The 23692-nt window shown below is 67.0% G+C and carries 7 protein-coding genes; 4 read left to right on the forward strand and 3 right to left on the reverse strand.

The genetic code is table 11. The annotated features are described in order from the left end of the window. Positions 1-5: 5 nt before the first annotated feature. From V5E97_RS27245 to V5E97_RS27255, 3 genes are all read right to left on the reverse strand, one after another. Positions 6-7103, reverse strand: coding sequence for a beta-ketoacyl synthase N-terminal-like domain-containing protein (locus V5E97_RS27245; protein ID WP_406694715.1), 7098 nt, complete (start codon positions 7101-7103; stop codon positions 6-8). Between the two features lie 153 nt (positions 7104-7256). Then, positions 7257-14228, reverse strand: coding sequence for an SDR family NAD(P)-dependent oxidoreductase (locus V5E97_RS27250; RefSeq protein ID WP_406694716.1), 6972 nt, complete (start codon positions 14226-14228; stop codon positions 7257-7259). Between the two features lie 385 nt (positions 14229-14613). After that, the gene (locus V5E97_RS27255) at positions 14614-16254 is read right to left on the reverse strand and encodes a PfaD family polyunsaturated fatty acid/polyketide biosynthesis protein (RefSeq protein WP_406694717.1); all 1641 of its coding nucleotides are present in this window, start codon (positions 16252-16254) and stop codon (positions 14614-14616) included. Between the two features lie 512 nt (positions 16255-16766). On the opposite strand from V5E97_RS27255, the gene V5E97_RS27260 reads away from it, so the two are divergent. From V5E97_RS27260 to V5E97_RS27275, 4 genes are all read left to right on the forward strand, one after another. After that, a complete protein-coding gene (locus tag V5E97_RS27260; protein ID WP_406694719.1) occupies positions 16767-17576 on the forward strand; it encodes a hypothetical protein in 810 nt (269 codons plus the stop codon). A 126-nt stretch (positions 17577-17702) separates the two neighbouring features. Then, on the forward strand, positions 17703-18632 hold the full coding sequence (locus V5E97_RS27265) for a glycosylase (protein WP_406694720.1): 930 nt from the start codon (positions 17703-17705) through the stop codon (positions 18630-18632). Positions 18633-19414: 782 nt separating this feature from the next. Further along, positions 19415-22543, forward strand: a complete 3129-nt coding sequence (locus V5E97_RS27270) for a protein kinase domain-containing protein (protein ID WP_406694721.1) — start codon at positions 19415-19417, stop codon at positions 22541-22543. Between the two features lie 221 nt (positions 22544-22764). Next, positions 22765-23379 carry a sigma-70 family RNA polymerase sigma factor gene (locus tag V5E97_RS27275; RefSeq protein WP_406694722.1) on the forward strand — a complete coding sequence of 205 codons (615 nt, stop codon included), beginning with the start codon at positions 22765-22767 and terminating at the stop codon, positions 23377-23379. The last annotated feature ends 313 nt before the right edge of the window (positions 23380-23692 follow it).

Consider the following 23692-nt stretch of genomic DNA (forward strand, 5'->3'; position numbering starts at 1 on the left):
CTTGCTTAGGGATTGAAGCCGAGCGTAAAGTCGTTCATCTGGAAGATCGTCCGGCCGTCGACGGTGAGGAACCCAGCAGCCCAGAGCCGGCGGCGGTGGTCGTCGACCTTCGTGATCGTGGCCTGGACCACGACGCGGCCGGCGGTGGGGAGCACCTGACCCCGGTAAGTCCAGCGATGCGGGACGTCCGGAGCGGCGTCCTCAAACTGGGATTCGCTCCCCACCCCCCAGCGCTCGGCGGCCACGACTTTAAGCAGTTGCCGGAACGATTCCAACCCCAATGAGCCCGGGCAGACCGGATCCTGGTGGAAATGGGCCTTGAAGTACCAGGCTCCGGGATCCACATCCTGAGACCCTTCGATGAACCCGAGTCCCGCCGGCCCGCCGTCGGGAATAAAGAGATCCACCTGGTCGATCATCCGCAGTTGCTCGTCGGGGAACGGGGGCGTTCTCGGATAATCGAGCTGCTTGGCCCGGGCTCGCTCGTCGGGGCCCGGCTGGTAGAGCGCGGCGTCGCGGATGCCGATCTGCTCGGCCAAGGCCTCGGCGCGGAAGAAGCCGAAATAGGTGTCGCCTCGATAGATGAGCTGGCCACCGGCCGCGGCCCGGACCTCGAGGTCATAATTCTGGATGATCATGCCCCCGGATCGCGCGACCTTGGTGATCTTGACGGTCGTGACCAGGGTTCCGGTCTCGGGAGTCACCTCGACGAACTGGACGGCCGAGCCTCCCAGGTTGCGGAATTTGAGGTCTTCCTCGCTCGTCAGGGCCGAGCCGATGTACGCCGCGAGCCAGCCGCAAGGCTGAAGCGCGGCCTCGAGCAGCACGGCGAAGGGCATCCGCCCTTGCCGCTCGGCGGCAAAGTACCAAGCGTCGGCCGGGATGTCGTAACGCGCTTCGATCACACCGCCGGCAACATGTTTCCAAGGCTCCGCGTCGATCGCCGTGATCCGGTCGAGGAACTGGAAGGGGGGGCCAGGCAAGCGGGCGATCACCCGGCCGGAGTCGAAGATCTTGTAAGGGGCGCCAAACGCTTCGGAGGGCTTGCCGATGGCGAACGCCGTGATCCGATCGCAGTCGAACAAGGGGACCGGCTCGGAGTTGGCCGAAACCGTGCCCGTCCCCTCCGGTCGATTCGCCCAGAGTGTCTCGACCGCCTCACGCGACAGGCCGGTCATACGGAGCGACATGTCGGTGATCTCGACCACCGGCTTGCCGTCGGCATACATCAAGGCATCCACGATCGCATAAGGCTCGGGGCCGTAGCCCAGTTCCTTGATCGAGACCTCGTAGGTGACCATCCGGGTGGATTCGATGACCTGGCCGCGGCACTTCAAGCGGCTGGCGACGCCCGGCACCGGCTCGCAGGCCACCTGGTCATGCTCGCCGATCCAGCCCATTCGGGTCAGGTAGATCCGGAGCGTGTGCAGGCAACACTCGAACATGAGCGTCCCGGGCATCACGCGGTCGTCGACGAAGTGGCAGGTCATGAACCAGTCGTCGGGGTGGATGTCCGCCTCTGCGCGGATCAGGCCGAGGCCGAACCGCCCCCCCTTGGGGTCGAGCGTTTCGACCCGGTCGACCAGGGTCATCCGCCCCCCCGGCAGGCGGGCCGGGTTCTGCAACGAGAGTCCGGCGAACCGGGATCCGAACGCGGTGGCGAGGTCGCCCTGCCGGAGCGCCTCGACCTGGTGCGCGGAGTAGGACTCGACCGCCATCGGGACAAGCTCGACCCAGTCGGCCGGCCGACCGCTTGGCCGGGTCTGACGCTGGAGCCGGGGGGCAACGACCCCTTCGCCCGCGGCGAGTGCCTTGGCGGTGAAGAAGCCCGCGCAGCCTTCACTCATCGTCATCAAAGGGACGCCGCCGACGGTCGCCTCGAAGCGGAACCGAAAGAGGTACGTCTCGCCTTGGCGGAAGAAGTGATCGATGTGGATATCGTACCGGATGACGTCGCCCGGGCCCGGGAGGCCGCGGTGAAAGGTCACGACCGCGTCGAGCAAGCGGTAGACCGCGTGCCCCTTGGTGATGAAGTCGATCCCGAGGTAGGCGGAGAGGAACAGGTCGGCCTGCCCCGACTCGACGGCGATGCAGGTCGGGATCCGGCCGCCGTCAAGATACCAGGCGCCGGGGAGGACGTCATGCTCGGTGACCACCCGGCCACTCTGCATCGAACGCGGCTCCCCTTCAATCGTGAGGATGCGATCGACCAGCATCAGCGGCTCGTCGGGGAGCCGGACCCGGGTCGGGTGCGCGTCGATCGCCGCGAAGTCGGGGCCGAGCACCGCTCCGATCGAGCCGATGGCGTACTCCATGCACTGGTTGCGATCCAGGGCCGGTGGCTCGCTCTGATGATGGCTTGTTGTTGGAGGAGCGTAGTCCTCGACGAGCGGTACGCCGACGATTGGGGAGGGCGAGGGCGCAGTCGGCTCGGCCATCAGCGCCTCGATCAAGGCCATCTGAAAGGCGAGCTGGTTCGACATCGTCTGGCCGATGTTTCCGGAGACACGGAGGAACGCCTCGTGCGCCTCGGCCTTGGCGGTCTCGCTGCTCGCGAGCTGAAGAGTCAAGGGATCGATCTCCAGGGCAAGTTGTGGCACGGCGGCAGTTCCCTGGTGTCCATTGCGCGCGGGATTCGCTGAAGCGGCAATTCGTTCCGGGTTTCCCGTCGGGTGGGCACGGCCCACCATGTGTTCAGCCAACGGCTCGTGACGTTCCGGGTTTCCCGTCGGGTGGGCACGGCCCACCATGTGTTCAGCCAACGGCTCGTGACGTTCCGGGTTTCCCGTCGGGTGGGCACGGCCCACCATGTGTTCAGCCAGCGGCTCGTGACGTTCCGGCAGGTTTCCCGAAGAGGGGAACGGGCGGCCGCCGACGCTGACTCGGATGACGCGGCCGCTCGGTTCACTGGCCGCCCTGGTGGTTTCAACCCCGTAAAGGGACGCGAGGTTGATCGGGACCCGCTCGGCGATCAGTCTGCCCAGAAGCTCGAGGACCGTGGCGAGTGGGTCTTGCCCGGCCACGCAGGCCGAGCCGGAGAGGTGGGGACGCGTGCCGAGCACCTTGCCGATCATTCGGGTGCACGAGCCCCCCGGGCCGGTTTCGATGAAGACGCGGATGCCGTCTTCGTAGGCCTGGGCGACGACCGCCGGGAAGTCGATCCCGTCGATGGCGTGCGCGACGATTGCGTCAGCGGCCGTCTCGCGGTTGAGGTCGTACGACTCGCCTCGGGCTCCGCTGTAGAACCGAACGCCCGGGGGGGGCGTGGTTTTCAGGAGATGCATCTCGCGGTAGGCGGGCTCGACTTGCCTTGTGATCTCGCAGTGGACCGTGCTGACCATCGGCAGGGGGAAGAACCGTCCGCCGAGTGTTCGGGCCAGGTCGAGCACGGCTTCGCGATGGCCGCCGACGACCACCTCGCGAGGCGTGTTGACGATCAAGAGATAGACCCGCTCGCGGCCGACGAGCGCTGCGCGGACCGTCTCGGCGGAGTGGGGCACGATCCCGGCCAGCCAGTCGGCCGGGGCGTCTTCGGCCAGGGCCCAGGTGCGGCGGGCGGCCTCGCAGGGGCCGGCCAGCTCGGTCCGGAACAAAGGGGACGTTTGGATCCGCCTGAGCATCTCGTCACGCTCGGTCCACCCTCGGAGCGCGAACAGGGCCGACGATTCGCCCAGGCTGTAGCCGATCGTGGCTCGAGGCTCCACGCCGAAGCCACGGAGCAGGTCGCTGACCATGCCGCCCAGCGAGACCTGGCCGAGGATCGGCGCCCTCTGATCGGCGAACGGTTGGGAAAGGTCGCCGTTCCAGAACGTCTCCGGTGAGAACTGGCTCCGGAGGAACCCGGTCTCCTGGTCCTGCCCACGGAGCACCTCGGGCCAGAGCGCGGAGAGGCCGCGGCCCATGCCCGCGAAATGGTTGCCCACGCCCGGGAAGACGAATGCGATCCCGGCGTCGGGGCCGAGCGGACGGCGAGACAGGAAGACGCGATCTCCCTTCAGACGGAGCGACTCCGGCTCGTGCGGGTCTCGCTTGAGGCGCTGGCGGGCGTCGGCAAGTAGCTCGGGCAAGCTCCAGGCCACACGTCGAGTCGACTCGGTGAGCGACCCAGGGGGCGTGTCGGCCGCGAGCACCGCCAGGCCGAGCCGCTGGCGGGGGGCACCCGCGTGGCGCTGCCACCAGACTCGGGCCAGTGCTTCGATCGGCAGTCCGGAATTCTGAGCGGCGAGTCCCTCAAGCTCCTCCATCTGGCGGAGCAGACCCGGCTCATCGTCCGCCTCGATCGCGAAGAGGGCGAGGTGGCGCTTGCCGAGCGGCTGGACCCGATCGAGAGTGGTCGTTCCTGCCTCGGGTTCGAACCCTTCGAGGACGATGTGGTGACAATTCCCCTCAATGCCGAGTGCGCTCACGGCGGCGCGGCGCGGTCCTTGAGCGCGGTCGCGGAGCCAGAATTGTGGTCCTTGCGGCAAGAAGAACGGGGAGTCCGCCGCGGCCAGCTCGGGGCGAAGCGTTTCACCCCCTCGAAGCGGCGGGAGGATCTGCTGGTGCAGACAGAGCGCTGTTTTGATCAGCGAGGCCAGGCCGGCCGCCGCGCCGGCGTGGCCGACGTCCCCCTTGACCGACCCCAGGGCGCACGAGGACGCTTTCGGCCAGGCCGAGCCGAGGGTCGCCAGGGCTTCGGCCTCGACCTGATCTTCGTCGGGCCGGCCGCTGCCGTGGGCTTCCAGGTAGCCGACGCTGGCCGGCTCGACTCCCGAGGCGGCGTAGGCCCGCCGCGCGGCGGTCTCATAGGCGATTGGGTCGGCCCCGCTCGAGGTGCCGACGCCGCGAATGACCGCGTAGATCCGGTCGCCGTCGCGAATGGCGTCGTCGAGCCGCTTCACGATCAAGGCGGCCGCGCCGTCGCTGGGGACGGTGCCGTCGGCATTCGGGTCCAGGGGGCGGACGGTGCCTGACGGGGAGAACGGGTGGACCCGATCGGCACAGCGGAAGGTGCGCGGGTCGCAGGCCAGGTCCACGGCGCCGACGATGGCCTCGTCGATCTCCCCTTGGCCGAGCAGGCGGACGGCGACATCAAGGGCGCGGGTGCCTGAGGTCTCTTCGCTGGAGACCGTGAAGCTTGGCCCGCCGATCCGGAACTCACGGGCAATCCGGCTGGCGACCAGGCCACCGAGCGCTCCCATCGTCCGGTTGGCCGTCAGCGGGGGGCCTGCCGTATCGCGGAGGCTCGTGATCCAGCTTTCGAGGGCATCGTCCGCCAGGTTCAGGCCGAGCTCTTTGTTCCAGCGTCTGGCGCTGGGGAGCATCGACCAGCGGACGTGGAAGTTGGTGGTGTTCAGGTCGAGCCCGATCCCGACGAAGACCCCGGCGCGGAGCCGTCGGCGATCGTCCCAGCCGGCGTCGGCGATCGCGTCGGCCGCGACTTGAAGGGCCAGCGACTGCTGCGGGAGCATCTCCTCGAGCTCACGAGGGGGGATCCGGAATTGCTCGGGCCGAAGCGCGAGCTCATCAATGCCGTATCCCTTGGGTATGGTTCGCTCGCCTAAGGAATTCTGCTCGCCTGGGTTGTGGAACCAGGCCGAGTCTTGAACGCCCCACCAGTTGGTCAACTCGGCCGGTCCGCCCGGGATCTCGCCGCCGAGCACTCGTTCCTGAAAGGCCCGCAGCCCTTGAAAGGGGCCGAAGTGCGCGGCCATGCCGACGATCGCAACGGGGATGGAGGGCAACGGCTTGGTCGGCTCGCTCGCGGGCTCCGCCGACTCAGGAACCCATTCTTCAATCAAGGCATGAGCGTTGATTCCGCCGAAGCCGAACCCACTGACCGCGGCGCGGCGGGGCTGCCCATCGGGTCGCGCGGGCCAGGGCTGGGCCGCGCTGAGGATTTGGAACGGGCTGCTCCCTGGCTCATCCAGGCTCGGCGCGGGGGTCGTGAAGTTCGCGGTCGGCGGGAGCGTCTTGTGCTTGAAGGCGAAGAGAACCTTCATGAGGCCGGCCGACCCCGCCGCCGTCAGGGCGTGGCCGATATTCGACTTCACCGAGCCGATCGTGCACTGCCCGGCGGACCATCCTTCAGTCCCCCAGAGCGTTCGCAAGCTGGCGAACTCGACAGCGTCGCCGACTGGCGTGCCGGTCGCGTGGCACTCGATGAGGTCGACGTCGCGCGGGTCCCAGCCGGACCGCTCGTAGGCCGAACGCATCGCGCGGAGCTGGCCTTCGGAGCTGGGGGCCAGCAGGCCGCCGTCCACGTCGTTGGAGAGGCCGACGGCCGCGATGATCCCGTGGATCGTGTCCCCTTGGCGGCGGGCGTCGCTCAGCCGTTTGAGGACGAACATCCCCGCCCCTTCGCCAACGACCAGGCCGTCGCCTTGGGCGTCGAACGGCGAGGGTCGGCCCGAGGCCGAGAGCGCTCGGAGCTGCGAGAACCCCATCTGGGTGTAGAGCGGGTCAGGCCGCGACAGGCCGCCGGTCAGCATCGCGTCGGCCCGCCCCGACAGAAGCTCGTCCGCCGCGAGCTTCAGAGCGTAAAGCGACGAAGCGCAGGCGGCGTCGAGCGTATACGTGCCTCCGCCCAGTCCGAGGGCCTTCGCCAGGACCCCGGCCGGCAGTCCCGCCACGTATCCGTTGAGCGGCTCGCTGCGATTGGCCGTTTGATCCGCCGCCCCGACCTGCTCGGCAATCGTCTGCCCGAGCACCTCACGCGCCAGGGCCGACGAGGTCTCGGTCGGTAGCACGATGTTTCCGAAGACGACGCCGACCCGGCTCCGGTCCAGGTCTGCCGTCACAGCGCTTTGCCAGGCCTGCCGGCCGGCGTGGAGGGCCAGGTGGAACATTGGGTCGAGCCGCCCGAGTTCCGCCGGGTCGAGGTCGAGTCCGTCAGGGTCGAGCTGGAAGCCTTCGATGAAGCCGCCACGGGTCGAGTAGACCCGGTCGGGAGCTCCGACCCGAGGGTCGTAGGCATCGGCGACATCGAGCAGCCACCGTCCGCGCGGAACCTCTCGGGTGGTGTCGACTCCCGCCGCGATGTTCGCCCAAAACCGATCCAGGTCGGGAGACTGGGGGAAGATTCCCCCGATCCCCACGATCGCCACGCGTTCTCGATGCTGCATTGCTCTTGGTGTCGATGAGTGGCGAAGAGTCGTTTACCGACTGTCAGAAGCGTTGGCTGTGTCTCTCTTGTAGGGTGGGCACGGCCCACCAACTTTATTGGCAAAACGGGATGGTGGGCCGTGCCCACCCTACAAGAGAGGAGGCTTACGGCTTTAGCCGATCGGGGTCATCTGGTTGCGTCGAAACGCCTGGTTCAGGGAAGAATCGATCACGCATTCGTAGTCCCCCATGCGAGCGACGACCTGGCCGTCCCCGTCGAGGAACTCGATGTCGGCGCGGGCGCGATGGGTCCCGGCCTCGGTGATTCGCGTGAGGATGCGGACCCCGTCCGTCGGGAAGGCGCGGCGGAACTGGCGGTAGTTGCCGACGAACGTGGGGAGCGAACCGACACCGGACCGCTCGACGCTCCAGACGATCAGCATCTGGAAGGCACAGTCGAGGGCCAGAGGGTCGGTCACCCAGGCCTGGCGGAGCGGCCGATCGAGCCAGGCTTGCGGCAGTGGCGCGGTCGCGGCCGAGGCGACGATGCCCGACTCGTCGCACCCTTCGATCCGCTCCAGCCCTTGCAGGTCGGGGCCATGAAACAGGACGTCGCGATAGAGTTCGGTCACGCCGGCCGCCAGCGGAGGCAGGCTGCGTTCCTCGATCGAAGGCTGGGCCTGCGTCGTGTACCGGTCGGCCAGGATCACCTCGCCCTTGGCGTGCGCGATCTCGCGGCCGTCGCCCAGCACGCCACGGACCTCGACGGCCACCTTGTAGGAAGAGCCGTCACGGACCCCCTTGCCCGCGAACACGCGGATCGTCTCCGGACGATCGTCGCGAAGCACGACCCCCTTGAAGAGGCGGAGGTCGTCGATCCCCGCAAAGACGAGCCCCGGGTTCCGCTGCAAGGCCCCCTGGGCGAGCCATTCGAGGATCAGAGCCATCGGCAAGACCGGCCGACCGTCGATCACATGCGCCCCGAGGATGGGGGTCGTCGTCAGATCCAGGGTCCGTTCAAAGATCGGGGCATGCCCGGGGTTCGCGGCGGCCTGCTGCCCGTTCTCGGCCCCATTCCCGTGGTGCGGCGGCCCCTCTTCCTTGCGTTCCCCAGCGCCCAGGATCACGACTTCCACCGGCCGGTCGGTCGTCGCCTGGATCTCTTCCACCAGATAGCGGGCCCCATCGCGCGGCGGGATCAGCGGGATCCCTTCCGACTCGAACAGGGGGCGAAGCGACGGTGTGACCATGCCGCCGTCCCAAGGGCCCCAGTTGGCCGCGACGACGCGACATGACGGACGGTCGCGGGCCTCGCGCTGGGCCCACTTGTTGAGGATCTCGTTGGCCGCCGCATAAGCGACTTGCCCCGTCCGGCCGAACCGCGCGGTGGAGGAGGAGAAGAGAGCGAGGACGCGGAGGTCGTCTCCCGCCGTGGCGTCGAGCAAGGCACGCAGGCCGGCGACCTTGGTGTCGAAGACGGTGGCGAACTGCTCGTCGCTCTGGTCCTCGATCCGGCGGTCGGCCAGCACCCCCGCGCCATGGATCAAGGCGCGAATGGGCCCGAACTCGTTGCGGATCTCATCGAGTCGAGCGTGCAGCGATCCGGCGTCGCGGACGTCGGCCGAGCGGTAGACCACGCGGGACCCGGCGGCTTCGATCCGCGCGAGGTTGGCGAGGATCTCCCGGTTGGCCGAAAGGTCGCGGAACTGGGATCCGATGAGCTGCGGGGTTGCGTGACCGTTGGCGCGGGCCACCAGGGCCCGCTTGATCTCGGCCTCGTCGGCGAGCGGAGCCAGCCAGTCGGGCTCGGAGACCGGCTCGGGGCTGCGGCCCAGCAACACGATCGTCGGTTGCAAGGCCTCGGCCAGGGCCACGGCCGCTTCGGCGGTAATCCCCCGGGCTCCTCCGGTAATGATGACCACGTCGCCCGGCTTGAGCCCGGACGAGTCGGACTGGCTCAAGCCGGCCAGGTCACGGGAGACGAGCTGCAAGGTGGTTCGCGTGCCGTCCGGCCCGAGGCCCACTTCCACCGGACCGCGCTGGAAGATTTCGGCGAGGAGCAGGGTGGCCGCCTTGTCCGGGCTCTCGATCGCGGGATCGAGGTCGATCGCCTTGCAGGCGACTTCGGGCCATTCGTGGCCGGCCGTTTTGGCCAGCCCCGCCAGCCCGCCCGAGGTCGGAGCGGCGTTGGAGCCGGCGGGTAAACCGCGGAGACCGAACGAACCATCCAGCCGCGAGACGGTCGCGAGCACCGCGCCCGAGTTCTGCCCCGCCTGTCTCAGGCTGCCGGCGCACGTTCGGAGCAGTCGGAACGCCTCTTTGATCGACGAGCCGTCCTCATCTGTCTTCGCGCCCAGGAGCAGGAGTCCGTCGAGCTGGGTCGGCGGAGTCGCCGTCTCAATCTCTGAACGATCGACGAGCCGAGGATGATAGCCCCGCTCCATCAGCCGGGCGGCCAGGGCCGATGCGAGACCACGGTCATCGCCGGCGATCCAGACCTCTCCCCCAGCGCGAATCGCCACGGCCGCCCCGTTCTCTCGAGGCTCGAGAGGCACGCTTGTCACCACCAGCCGCTGAATCGCGGGCCGAGCGGTCGGCTGGTTTGATTCAACCTTGGCCGGAGCAGGAGTCGCCGTCTTGGCAGGCTGGGATGCCTTCTTTGCCAACGGCGCCGGAGCCGAAGTTGTGGGAGGCGCGAGGAATTCGACGATCTGCCCGAGGGTTCGGAGTGTGCCGAGGTGTTCTGGCTTGACGACGGGTGCCTCGGGGAGCTGCTCCTGCAAAGCGGCGAGGATCTCGACGCGTTTGATGGAGTCGATGCCGAGGTCGGCGTCGAGGAGCATGTCGGGCTCGAGCATTTCGGCGGGATAGCCGGTCTTCTCCGAGACCACCGCGAGCAAGACGTCCTGGACCTGGGCCGTCGCGGGAGCCGACTGGATGACTTGCGGACCTGTCGTCACCGAGGAGGCCACGGCAACGACCGGCACGGCGAGGAATTCGACGATCTGTCCGAGGGTTCGGAGCGTGCCGAGGTGCTCAGGCTTGACGACGGGCGCCTCGGGGAGCTGCTCCTGCAGAGCGGCGAGGATCTCGACGCGTTTGATGGAGTCGATGCCGAGGTCGGCGTCGAGGAGCATGTCGGGCTCGAGCATCTCGGCGGGATACCCGGTCTTCTCCGAGACTACCGCGAGCAAGACCTGTCGGACGATCTCGGAGGAAGGGGAGTCGGTCACCGCTTCCGCGACGACGATCTGAGGGGCAGGAGCCGCGGCTCCGCCTTGTCCGAGGAATTCGACGATCTGTCCGAGGGTTCGGAGCGTGCCGAGGTGCTCAGGCTTGACGACGGGCGCCTCGGGGAGCTGCTCCTGCAGAGCGGCGAGGATCTCGACGCGTTTGATGGAGTCGATGCCGAGGTCGGCGTCGAGGAGCATGTCGGGCTCGAGCATTTCGGCGGGATAGCCGGTCTTCTCCGAGACCACGGCGAGCAAGACCTGCTGGATCCGATCGACCTGCGCGGGGGCCGCGACGGCCACTCGAGCCGGTACCGGGGCCGGTGCTCGTGTCGGGGCCGGAGCCGGTGCCGGGATTGGAGTACGTGCCGGCGCCGGCGCGGCTTGAACCGTCGGCGCGGGACGGGGCGACTCGATGACCGGCCTCGCTTGAGGCTCGGGGTGCGGCTGTGGCTGTGGCTGCGTGTGGAACCGAGGAGCGACGGCCTCGATCCCGTGTGCGTCGCGCGACCGGGGCAGCTCGGTTCGGGGCTGATAGGCCGGGGGCGTGGGCGTGAGGTCCACCAGGCCGAGTGAGGCGTAGGTCAGCCTCTGCTGTTGCTCGAGGAGTGTCTGGAAGGTGCGCTGCGCCTTATCCTGACCGTCGAGGAACTGCCGGTGCAACGATGAGGTCTGCTCGCCCAGTTTCTGGAGGGCGACCAGATTGTCTTGTGCGTGGCGGAGCGCCTGGCCGAGCATCGCCGGATCGTTCGATCGGAGTGAAGGAGTCGGCGAGAGCTGTTGCTGGGGCGCGGGGGGCGTCGCGACTGGTTCGTGATGGGGGGGCGGAGTGGGCGAATGGGTGCCGTTCGTTGGATTCATGGGATGACCGAGGTGCGTTCCGTTGCGTCCGTGAGGGGCCGCCGCGCCGCCGTTGGCCGAGGGAGCAGGGGCAGAGGCAGGCGTAGGCGTCGACTGAACGATCCGAGCCTGAGGCGTCGGCGCGGGCACAGTGCCCGACGCAGGGACTGAGGGGGTCGCGGGCCGCGTGGGGGCCGGCCGCGGCTTGGTCGCGAGCGAAGGCGTGGGGGCGGCGTTGGCTCCGCAGACCTTGACGGTCAGGCTCGGCTTGCGAGCAGGTTGCGGAGTGATGTCGACGCCGTCGTCCCACCGCGACAGCGCGACCGGGTGTCCCAGGGCGGCGACCTGCGCCAGGGCAAGCGCCAGATCATAAACATGTCCTCGCTTGCCTCGAGAGGCGTCGACGGCCAGCGCGGCGTGCTCACGGCCTTCGAGGATGGAGCGGACCAGGCCGGTGAGCTTGGCGTCGGGCCCGACCTCGAGGAACGTCCGGATCCCCGACCGGTGCATCGCCTCGACCTCGGCAACGAACTCGACCGGCTCCGCGAGTTGCCCGGCGAGCAGGTTGCGAGCGGCTTCGGGGTCGCTCGGATAGGGGCTTGCCGTCGTGTTGGCGTAGACTGGGATTCGAGCCGCCGTGAAGGGGACCGCGCGGACTGTTTCCAGGAAGGGCGTGCGGGCCTCGGCGACAAACCGGCTGTGGAACGCGGCCGACACGGCCAAGGGGCGTGCGGTGATTTTCCGCTCTTCAAAGAGCCGAGCCGCACGCGCGATCTCGTTGGCGGGCCCGGAGAGGACGGCCTGCCGCGGCGCGTTCTTGTTGGCGATCACCACGTCGAGCCCCGCTTCGCGGACGACGGCCTCGATCCGGTCGAGTGGCGCGGCGACAGCCAGCATGGCCCCCCCTGCTCCGCCATAATCCGCCATCAGCCGCCCGCGACGCCGCGACAAGGTGTCGAGCACCTGGGCGTCGAAGCAGCCCGCGGCGCAGAGCGCGGTGAGCTCGCCGTAGCTGTGGCCGGCAACCGCGTCGGGCCGAACCCCGAAATGCTCGAGGAGCCGGAGGACGCCGAGGCTCATCGCCCCCAGGGCCGGTTGGGCCACGTCGGTCGCCCGGAGCGCGGTCTCTTGCGCCTCGAGCTGGGCGTCGGAGAAGGCCGGGTGCGGGAAGACGAGGTCGACCAGCCGTCGGCCGTCATCCAACGGGACGCCATCCGCTTCGGCCAGGGCGTCGTGGACTTGCGGGAACCGGCAGGCCAGGCCCCGGAGCATTCCCGTGTGCTGCGCCCCTTGTCCGGGGAAGAGCATCGCGAGCCCCCCGGCCGCGGGGCCGGTCGCGTAGTAGATCCCTTCGGGCGTGCGGGCGTGGGCCGCGCCGTTGCCATTCCCGTTCCCTGCGTGATGCGTGCCCCCTGGTCCGCGTTCGACCAGGGAACGCGCTTGCTCCAGCAGGCTGCCCAGGTCGGCCTTGCCGCGTTCGACGACGAGGACGAGCCGGCAAGGGGCGTCGCTCTGGAACCGAGCCCGCGAGCGGGCCGCCTCGATCCGGAAGGCCGGCCAGGCGAGGTCGATCGGCCAGGCCTTGAGGGCGTCGAGCAGGGCGTTTTGGCTGGCGGCCGAGACGGCGAGGAGCTGGACGTCGCCGTCCCAGTCGACGACCTGTTTCTCGGTTTCCGCCTCTTCGAGGACGCAGTGGAAGTTGCTTCCGCCGAAGCCGAAGGCGCTTACGGCCGCGCGTCGCGGATGTTCCGCACGCGGCATCCAGGGGCGGGCCTCGGTGTTGAGGTAGAAGGGCGACGTCCCCGGCGCGGCCCCTGCAATCGGCTCGGTCACCTTGGCCGTGGGGGGGAGCACCTTGTGGTGCAAGGCGAGTGCGGCCTTGATCAGGCCCGCGGCCCCCGCCGCCGCCTTGGTATGGCCGATCTGCGACTTGACTGATCCCAGGGCACACCACGTCTTCTCGGCGTCGGCCTTGCGGTAGACCTCATTGAGCGCGGCCATCTCGACCGCGTCTCCGACCTTGGTCCCGGTGCCGTGCGCCTCGAGAAGCTCGATCGAAGCCGGCGAGATTCCTCCCCGCTCGTACGCCTGGTTGAGCGCCTTGACCTGCCCCGCCGAGCTGGGCGCATAGACCGCCCCGACCTTGCCGTCGCTCGACGTGCCGACCGAGCGGATCACCGCGTAAACCTTGTCGCCGTCACGGCGGGCGTCGTCCAGCCGCTTGAGCGCCAGGATCCCCAGCCCTTCCCCCAAGATCGTGCCGTCCCCTGCCGCGTCGAACGGTCGGGCATCGCCGGTCGGCGACAGCGCGGGGGTTTTGCTGAAACACATGTACATGAAGATGTCGTTGAACGTGTCGAGGCCGCCGGTCAGGACGATATCGGAGCGTCGGGAGGCGAGTTCGAGCACGGCCAGGTGGAGGGCGCCGATGGAGCTGGCGCAGGCGGCGTCGACGACGCAGTTGGTGCCGCCGAGGTCGAGGCGGTTGGCGATCCGGCCGGCGGCGACGTTCCCGAGCAGGCCGGGGAACGAGTTTTCCTGCCAGGCGACGTAGGAGTCGGCGATCCCTTGAACGACCTCTTCGGCCGTATGGTCGGCGACTCCCGCGGCCTTGAGCGCGCGTCTCCAGATCGGGTGTCCGAGGCGAGCGCCCAGGGGGATCACCAGTTCGAGGGTGCCGGTGACGCCGAGGATCACGCTGACCCGGTTGCGGTCGAAGGTGCGGCCCGGTCCGTAGCCGGCGTCCTTGAGCGCTTCGCGGGCGACGAGCAGGCCGAGGAGTTGGGTGGTGTCGGTGGCTTCGAGGTTATTGGGGGCGATGCCGAACTCGAGGGCGGGGAAGTCGACCGGGTCGAGGTAACCTCCGCGCCTGGCGTAGGTCATGTCGGGGGCTTTGGGGTCGCCGTCCCAGTAGTCTTCGGGCCGCCAGTGGGTGGGCGGCACCTCGGTGATCGCGTCGAGCCGGTCGCGGATGTTGGCCCAGTAGCGCGACAGGTCTTCGGCCTTGGGAAACAGGCAGCCCATTCCGATGATCGCCACCGGCACCGGTTGGGTTGGATCGACCGACGAATTCAAGTGACTTCCCCTTTTCGCGCCGATGCTTTGGCTAGGTGGTCCGTGGCGAGTGCTCACCGCGAGAGCGGCTCCGATCCCTGTCGCTTGACGGGGGCGGTGTGATGGACGTCGAAGGGCCTGAGCCCTTTCTTGCTGGGATGGGAATTTTTAATTGCTCATCCTTCGTCCCTCACACCTCTTCATCTGAAAACGTTCGATCGGGTCTGCCATTGCCCCACTGGCACGGCTCGGCCTGCCTTTCCACACGAATTCATTCACGATCTCAGCGATTTTTCTTGGCGGGGAGAGCTTCAGAAACGGTTTCCCCCGGGCCGCGACGCGGGGCGTCGGGAGATCGCGTCCCCACGCAAAAAAAAAAGGACATGGGGACAAGGATTCGTTAGACTCATTCACGTGTTGCGTTGTTCGTCAGTCGATCTTCGAGCTCCGGGAGTTCGAGGGGGGCGAGCCGGGGTGTGCCGGCGGGGATCGCGATCCCCTGGCCCCCCAGGCAGCGGGCCCGCGCCAGGACCGCCGCACCATAGAGGATGTTCAGGGCTACCGTCACCACCCTGCGATTCTCGGGCCGTTCCAGGAACGAGCCGCGGACCCAGTCGTTGAATGCGGCCATCGCGGGCCCGCACCAGATCTGGTAGTCGACGGCGCGGGTGGGTTCGCCCGCGTTGGCCCAGTGTGACGACTGGCCGAGATACCAGCGGAAGATCAGCGCCATCTTGTGCTTGGGATCGCGCGTGCCGCGTTCGATCTGGGCCGGGTCGCGGGTCTGGAAGTAGGTCCGCGTCTGGTCCCAGATCGTCTCCAACGGGGCCCGGAAGAAGTTCTTTTCGAGCAGGGCGCGGTCGGCGGCCGGGATCTGCTCGATCGCGTCATAGCTCCGGTAGAACTCGAAGAGTTTGCCGGCCCGCATGGCGAACATCGTGCCCCGTTTCAGGACCTGGACCTTGACTCCCATCTCGAACATGTCGGCGGCCGGCGCCATGGCGATATCCGCCTGCCTCGCCTCGGCGAGCATCTTGCGGACCGGGTCGGACGTGCCGGCCTCGACGCAGGCCTGGTTGACCGACCCGGTAACGAGGTAGGACGCCCCCATTGCCAGGGCGCCCGCGGCCGACCAGGGGGACGAGATCCCGCCCGCCGCGCCGATTCGGAGCGGTCGGTCGTAGCCGTGCTCCGCCTGCATCCGGTCGCGGAGCGCCAGCAGAGTCGGCAAGAGCACGATGGCCGGCTGGTTGTCGGTGTGCCCTCCCGAGTCGGCCTCGGCCGTCACGTCGTCGGCCATCGGGATCCGCGCGGCCCAATTCGCCTGCTCTTCTGTGATCTCGCCCGAGGCGACCAGTTCGCGGAGGAACTTTGCCGGTGGCGGTGCCAGGAACTTCGAGGCCACCTCGACCCGCGACACCTTCGCGATGATTCGGTTGGGGGCCACCACCTGCCCTGCCCCGTCCAGCCGGAGGCCGTGGACCCGGTAGCGAACCACCGGCAAGGTCAGGTCCAGGTAGGCCGACGCTTCGACCAGCCTGATTCCGCGCTTCAGGTAAAGCGCCGCCACCGCGGCCTCGAGCTCGGGCTCGTTGGGGCTGTGGATCAGGTTGAAGCCGTAAGGGATCGAGGGCCCCAGGGTCCGCCCGAGCCGATCGATGGCCGTCTCGACGGCCGACAGCGGCAAGCCCGCCGCGCCGAAGATGCCGAGCATCCCCGCTCGACCCATCGCCTCGACGATCTCGGCCGAGGCGATGCCGTTGGCCATCGCCCCCGCCACGTAGGGAAATCGGAGTCGATGCGCTTCGCGGAACGAGATATCACCGAGGTCCTCGGGCCGGCAGGCGGGCAAGACGCCGGCCACCCGATCCCCGCCGGGCATTTCCCCGGCCGCCAGGTCCCACTCCATCAGCGCGTGGCTACCCCCCCGTTCCACCATCAGGAACGGGTCGCCGACCCGGCAGAGAGCTCGCTCTAATGTCTCTTCGTAGGTCGCGGGAATCACCACGGGCCGTTTTACCCCCAAAGAAAGAAAAGAGCCGATCATACAACGTCCGCGCCTCAGCGCCGACCGTTTTTCCCCAAAGACCCAGCTCGTGGAATGTTGGGTTCAAATCCTCGACGCGATTCCGGGGCCGTCGCGTCCGAGCCAGGCCAGCCTGGTCGAACCTCGAATGGCAAAAGGCTCCCGGGTTCACGCGCCTTGCTATATGGACGGAAACCCAGCAGTCGCTCGCCTAATCACTCAAAAAATCACCTTTGTGTTCTTTCGTCGACTCGTTGGGTTAACGAGGTGGAGCGGGCTCTGTTGCGAAACCGTACTGTTTTACATCAAGTCATCGGGCGAGGGAACACCCCTGATCCGATGTCGAGTCCCATGGTGTTGAGCCGAGCCGACGCGGTGGCCGGGCCTTGGGTGGTGGGATCGGGTCTCGATTCCCCGCGAATAATCGGATAGAATCAAGAAATGACATGGGTTTGGGCGACATGCGGATCCTGGGCCCAGGGCGTCGCCAACTTTGGAGCCATGATCTCGAACCAAGTGAGTAGGGAGGGACCATGAAGATCCGCGTGGGGACCTGGACTCGAATCGGCCTGGTACTCTTGGGGGCTGTGACTGTCCCGAGCCTGGCCGTTTGGGGGCAAGCCTTTCCTGGGCCGTTCAATAACCTGACGGCCGGCGGGCTCGTCCCGTTGCCTCCCCCGCCGCCCCCGGGCGCCTGGGGCGAGGTCATTTTTGCGAACGAGCGCTGGATTGTGGTTCAGAATAGCCAGGGGCAGCAGTTCCCGGTCGCGGCCGACTCGATCAACCAGTTTTTGGTCCGCTGGCCAACCACCCTCAGGGACTTGACCGCCAAGTCCATGGTCGAGGCGACGGGGGACGACCTGGGCTCGATGTCGCTGAGCACGTCCCACATCGATATTTACGAGGGGAACGACCAGACCCTGGTTGATCCCACCTACAAGAGCTTGCTGCCGTTCGGTCGGGTGGTCACCACGATCGACCCGACGTACAACCGGATGATGAACGGATTTGACATCGCCAGCCAGAACACGCTCTATGGCTGGGCCTATCCGATCAACCCTGGCGAGAACGGGATTCCCGGGCAGTTCTACGCGGTGGGCAACTTGTTGGGGGTCAATCCGGTCCGGATCGGCGTGCCCGGTGATAACGTCGTCCGGATTCTGCCCGATAGCGCGGGGAACATGAGCATGAGCCAGGTGACTCGGGGGACTCCCACGTTCGCTCAGTCCGGGGATTCTGTCTTCCTGACCTCGGTCGACCGGAACGTAAAATCCCTCGTCTTGTCGCAACTGGTTCTCTACAAGAAGATTCCGTTCCGAGAGTTTTCTGCTCCCGCCCCCTGAATGGTTCGTCTCACGTCAGTCGGTTGAGTTGAGCGGCGGCCCTGGTCGGATGAGGGAGGCGGATCGGTCCTCCCCGCCGGGGAGCCGCCTCTTTTTTTTTTGCAGTCACCTCGGGACTTGTCATCGATGCGCTTTTCGTTTTTCGTCCGGGCGGCGTCGCTTGCCCTCGCGTTTGCGCTCAGCTCTGTCTTGGCCAGGGCCGAGGAGTTTCCGAAGTCGCTCGTCGAGTGGACGCCGGTCGCGGCCAACCCTGTCTTTCAAGGGGCGGGGAACAGCGCCTGGGACCAGAAGATCCGCGAGCGGGGGGATATTCTGGTCGAGGGAAATACGTTCCACCTCTGGTACACCGGCTATAACGACGACCGGTCGCCGGCCAAATTCCTGGGGCACGCCACCTCGCCGGACGGTATCAAGTGGACCCGAGACTCGGCCAACCCCTTGTTCACGAAGTCATGGGTCGAGGATGTCTGCGTCGTCCGTTGGGATGGCCGCTACCTCCTCTTCGCCGAGGGGAAAGATGACATCGCCCACCAGATGACCTCTCCCGACGGAACCCACTGGACCGACCTGGGTGCGCTCGACGTCCGCAAGGTCGACGGCACCCCCATCTCCCCCGGTCCCTATGGCACGCCGACCGTCTGGTTCGAGAACGGGACCTGGTATCTCTTCTACGAGCGAGGCGACCGAGGCGTCTGGCTGGCCACCTCAACGGACCGTCGCGTCTGGACGAATGTCAAGGACAGCCCGGTCCTTGCCTGCGGCCCCTGGGCGTACGACCGTGAAGCGGTGGCGATCAATCAGATCATCAAGCGAGACGGCGTCTACTACGCGTTCTACCACGCCAACGCCCACCGCCCCTGGAAGAAAGACTGGACCACCAACATCGCCCGCTCCCGCGACCTGGTCCACTGGGAAAAATACTCCGGCAACCCGATCGTCCAGAACAACTGCTCCAGCTCCATCCTCGTCACCGGCCCCGGCGGCGATCGGCTCTACACGATGCACCCGGACGTACGCGTGTTTGAGAATCCGAAGCAAGCGCCGGCAAAACCATAACGACGGCTGGGGAGCCAAGGTCGCCGACCTGCGACAGGAATTTCCCGGGGTCGAGGGATTCTCTCCGCGGAACTTCAAATCCATGCGGGTCTTCGCCACGGCTTGGCCCGACGAGGCGTAAAGTTTCGCCTAACCCGTTCTGGATTGATCAACGATTGACGATTGATCAGCGGCCCGAATTCGATTTTTCCCGTAGGCTGGGCACGGTTCACCATCCCGATCTCCTTGCCAAATCGGAGGTTAAGATGGTGGGTCGTGCCCAGCCTACGGCTTCGAATTTGTCGCGATTGTAAAATAAGTGTTCGTGTGAAAATGGTTTATGTGTGAATTTGCGGGTGTTTTTGGGGAACGTTATTGCCTGCGTGGCTTGAGGTCGGTTCGGCAGTCGCCTATTTCCTTCGTATGTTCAAGGCTTTTGCCGACTGCTGTCGAGACGCTTGCTGCAGGGCCGGTGCTCGGAATCGATCACCTTTCGCTCGGTTGGTGGCACCGGGTAGAATGAAGCGATCGGCTTGGCCCGGTCGGGTCTGACGGCTGCAACGTGCAATGACCATCGTCACATCATTGGTCCCGATGGCTTCTTTCAAGGACGTATTCCTTCATCGCAGTCGGAGCTTGGAAGGGCATTGCGGAGCCTTTCGCGTCAGCGCCGTCGGGTGGGAGTCGAGGAGACTAGGGGCACCGTACGTAATTGAAGCATCCTGATCTCGTCAGTGCGATCGTCAAGGAAACCAGGCTCATTCGGGTTCGCTAATCCGCCCGGCAATGGCGAGGTTCCGGTGATGAACCACCCCGATCCGTTCAAAGTCGCCGTGACGATGGACTCCCGCGAGCTCGGAGAGGGATTGCCACAGGCCGGATCGCTCCTGCGGTCGGATCCGCCTGAAGTGGGGCATGCGGGGTCCAAGTCATTTGCCTACGTCGAGTCGTGTCTCACGGGTGCCGGCTTGGCTCCGGAATTGGCCGAGTTGGCCGAAGAGATCACGGGGCGTCTGCAGGCTGGCGAGGTCATCGACCTTGATGACTACGCCGTGCGCTATCCGGAGTGGGCCGTGGCGATCCGCCACCTCATGCCGATCCTGCGGGAGATGGCCGCCTTGGGGCGAACCACCGTCGGAGAGGGGGACTCGGGGCATGCTCGAGCCGTTGCCGAAGGCGCGATCGAAGGAGAGCGGATCCTCGGCGACTTCCGGGTTCTTCGGGAGGTCGGCCGTGGGGGGATGGGGATCGTCTATGAGGCCGAGCAACTCTCGCTGGGCCGCCGGGTTGCCTTGAAGGTGCTCCCGCTGGCGGCGGCCATGGATCCGCGCGCGCTGCAGCGGTTCCAGCTCGAGGCACAGGCGGCGGCCTGGCTTCAGCACCCGCAGATCGTGCCGGTGTACGCGGTGGGATCGCTCGGAGACGTACCCTATTACGCGATGCAGTTCATCGAAGGGGCCAGTCTCGCCGAGTTGATCGTGGAATTGCGTCGGCTTGAGGGGGTGGGTTGCGAGGATTCTCCGATCCCGAACCCGAACGAGAGCCGGTCCAGTGGCATCATCTCCCTGGCTCGCGGTCTGCTGTCGGGGTGGTTCACTCCCTCGCACGAGGAAGACGAGGACGACGATCGGTCCGGCGTCGGGCCGGTTTCTGACCTCCCCGCGTTCGACCCCTCGGTTGGGGCGGGCCGTTTGAATCGGCGCCCGAAGTCGCTCACCGAGGTTTCGACGCGTGGGCAGGATTACGTCCGCACGGTGGCCCGCCTCGGCGTGCAGGCGGCCGAGGCGTTGGAATACGCCCACGAGCACGGCATTGTGCACCGCGACATCAAGCCGGCGAATTTGCTCCTCGACCGCCGCGGGGTCTTATGGGTCACCGACTTCGGGCTGGCCCGCGGTTCCGGAGATACGGGGCTGACGCTGACCGGCGACGTGCTCGGGACGTTGCGGTACATGAGCCCGGAGCAGGCCCTGGCCAAGCGGGCGCTGATCGACCGACGGACCGACATTTACTCTCTGGGGGCAACCCTTTATGAGTTGCTCACCCTGCAACCGTTCGTCACCGGCACGGATCGTCAGGAAATCTTGCGCCGGGTGATCGAGGAGGAGCCGGTCCCGATCCGGCGGCACAGCCCCGAGGTGCCCGTCGACCTGGCCACGGTCGTCACGAAGGCGATCAGCAAGGATCCGACCGGGCGTTACGTCACGGCCCAGCACTTCGCCGACGACCTGAGGCGGTTTCTCAAGGGTCGGCCGATCGCGGCCCGGCCGACCGGGTTCCTCAAGCAGGCCTGGAGGTGGTGCCGGCGTCGGCCGTTGACGGCGGGGTTGGCGATGGGCCTGGCTGCCGCCCTGACGGTCGGGTTCGTCGGGGTCCTCTGGAGCTGGCGGGTCGCGGTTCACCAGCAAGGGCTCATGCGCCAGGCCCAACGGGAGTCCGATCAGGCGCTCGCCAGTGCGTCACGCGCTAACCAGGCTTTGCTCATCGCCAACGCCCACGAAAGGGCGGCCCATGATCGGGCGCAACGCCGCTTCGTCCTGGCCCGGGAGGCGGTCGAGCAGTACTACACGGGGGCCAGCCAGGACGTCTTGCTCTTGCAACCTCAGATGGAGTCACTTCGCAAACGCTTACTGGGTACGGCCTTGTCGTTCTACAAGCGGTTGCAAGCGACGATCGAGGAGGAAGCGGACGATCCTAGGACGCGGGTCGAGCTGGCGACCGTGTACCGGCAGGTGGGGCGGATCGCGGTCGAGGTCGGTTCCAGGAGTGCGGGCCTGGAGGCGTTGGAGCGGGCTCGGGAGCTCCTTGATGAGCTGGTACGGAATGATCCGGCCGACTCAGAGATCCGCCGCGACCTGGCTTCCTGTCTCGATTTCATTGGCAAGCTCGAGGTTTATACCTCCGGGCGGGAGTCCGAAGGAGAGCGTTCCCTGGAGCGTTCCTTGGAGCTCTGCGAGGCGTTGTCCGCCGAGAATCCAAACGATGCTGACGATCGGTTCGCGGTCGCGGCCGCCGCCGGTGAGCTTGGCTATGCTCGGGCTCGAACCGGCCGGATCACCGAGGGGCTGCTCTCCCTGGGCCGAGAGCGGGATATTCTGGAACGCCTGGTCGGGGAGCATCCCGATCACGACTTGTACCGGAACCAGCTGGCCTTGAATTACGGCCAGCTCGGCGAGATTCAGGCGGACGCGGGCCAGATCTCCGAAGCGCTTTACTCTCAAGAGCAGGCCGCGGCCCACCTCGGTAGGCTGGCGACCGATCAACCCGAGGTTGCGGTCTACCGGCGACGGTTGGGGCAAGCCGAGACGGACACCGGCAGGCTTCTCTCCGACTCGGGACGCCCGTCCGAAGCACTGCCGCACCTGGAGCGAAGCTTGTCGATCCTGGAGCAAGTGGCGGGAGAAGTTCCCGCCGTCTCCAGCTATCAGCGCGCGGTCGCGGAGTGCTACGACGTCATGGGGGCGGCCCAGGCCAAGCTGGGCCGTCGGGACGAGGCGACCCGGTCGCTGGCCCGGGCGCGGGCGACCCAGAAGCGGCTGATCGCCGATCACCCCGACTTCATCGCCTACCAGGCGGACCTGGCCGAAAACTACTTGTGGACCGGGGTCGTGTACCAGGACTCGGGCCGGCCGGTCGATGCGCTGCGTGAATTCTCCAACGCCCGTGCGTTGCTCGGGCGGATGGCGCCCGGGATCGACAGTTTGTATGCCCTGGCTTGCATCGAGACCCGGCTCATTCCCTTGACCGGGCCGGCGGAGCGCGGGGCTCAGGCCGACCGGGCGATGGCCGCGTTGCGCCGGGCCGTTGCCCGGGGCTACCGGGGCGTCGACGCTCTTCGGACCGACCCTAGTTTCGACTCACTGCGGTCGCGTCCCGACTTCCAGGGGCTCTTGCTCGACCTCCAGTTCCCGGACTCGCCATTCGCGTCATAGCGTGAGCCGGGTGGGCGACGGAGCCAGTCCCACGCTTGGGGCCGCAGGGGCTTCGTCAGCCTCGAACCAAGACGCTGAGTCCTTGAAGATTCGCGCCGGCCGGAAGGGCCGCCAGCGGGGGGGCTCCGCCGTCGCGGCGAAAAATAATTCGCTGCCGCGAATTAATTTTCGAATCTTCCGCCGCGTCCCTGCGGGGTTAAAGGTGGGAGGGATTAACAATCATGACCGACCTGTTCTCAAGGACGCATGAGTTAATCGATTGTGCAAATCGAGGGGACGAGGCGGCTCGCCAGAAACTTCTGGAGCGCTATCGAGCCTATCTCAGACGGATGGTTGCAGTGCGTCTCGACCGCCGTCTGGCCGCCCGCGTTGATGCGTCGGACGTCGTCCAGGAGACCTTGGTCGAGGCGGCCCGGCGGATGGATGACTACCTCAGGGAGCGGCCGATTCCGTTCTACGGCTGGCTCCGGCAACTCGCCGAAGAGCGAATCGTCGATACCTATCGCCGGCATGTCACCGCACAGCGCCGGAGTGTCACCCTGGAACACCGAGAGCTTGGCCTGCCGGACGCCTCGACCGACGAGCTCGCCCGGCGGTTATTTGCGGCTGACACCAGCCCTAGCAACCACCTGATGCGTCAAGAGAGGCACGAACGGCTGAAGGGAGCCCTCGCCTCGCTTTCGCAACGAGACCGGGAAGTGCTGGTGATGCGACACCTCGAGCAGCTCAGCACCGCCGAGATCGCCGCCATGCTGGAGATCAGCGAGCCGGCCGTTAAGTCCCGTCTGCTTCGAGCCTTGATCCGCATGCGAGAACAGATGGGCGACCCGGCGTGAGCCATCCCTTCACCATCGCCATCAAGTCAAAACAAGGATTCCGTTCCACATTTCATCCCGAAATCTTGGCCCGCGGGACCCCAGGATGGCCACCGGCAGGCCCTACCACGAGACCTAGAGCAGCCATGAAATCCGACCCGAACCCCCGACGAGTGTGGCAGTCGACCGGCCTTGCCGCCGGCCTCCTTCTGGTCAGTTGCCTTGCACTGACCCCGGGCTGTGGAACCGAAGCTCCGAAGCCGCCGGCCGAACCCGCGGTTCTCGCGCCCGCCTCATCAGTCGCTCCCCTGGCCAAGGCCAAGTTCAAGGGGAG

The organism is Singulisphaera photorubra (genome assembly GCF_045290345.1).
Lineage (GTDB): Bacteria > Planctomycetota > Planctomycetia > Isosphaerales > Isosphaeraceae > Singulisphaera.

Bases quoted from the DNA above. Each gene is read 5' to 3' on its own strand.
- V5E97_RS27245 (WP_406694715.1), bottom strand. From the start codon at position 7,103: ATGCAGCATCGAGAACGCGTGGCGATCGTGGGGATCGGGGGAATCTTC.
- V5E97_RS27255 (WP_406694717.1), bottom strand. From the start codon at position 16,254: ATGATCGGCTCTTTTCTTTCTTTGGGGGTAAAACGGCCCGTGGTGATT.
- V5E97_RS27260 (WP_406694719.1), top strand. From the start codon at position 16,767: ATGAAGATCCGCGTGGGGACCTGGACTCGAATCGGCCTGGTACTCTTG.
- V5E97_RS27265 (WP_406694720.1), top strand. From the start codon at position 17,703: ATGCGCTTTTCGTTTTTCGTCCGGGCGGCGTCGCTTGCCCTCGCGTTT.
- V5E97_RS27270 (WP_406694721.1), top strand. From the start codon at position 19,415: ATGAACCACCCCGATCCGTTCAAAGTCGCCGTGACGATGGACTCCCGC.
- V5E97_RS27275 (WP_406694722.1), top strand. From the start codon at position 22,765: ATGACCGACCTGTTCTCAAGGACGCATGAGTTAATCGATTGTGCAAAT.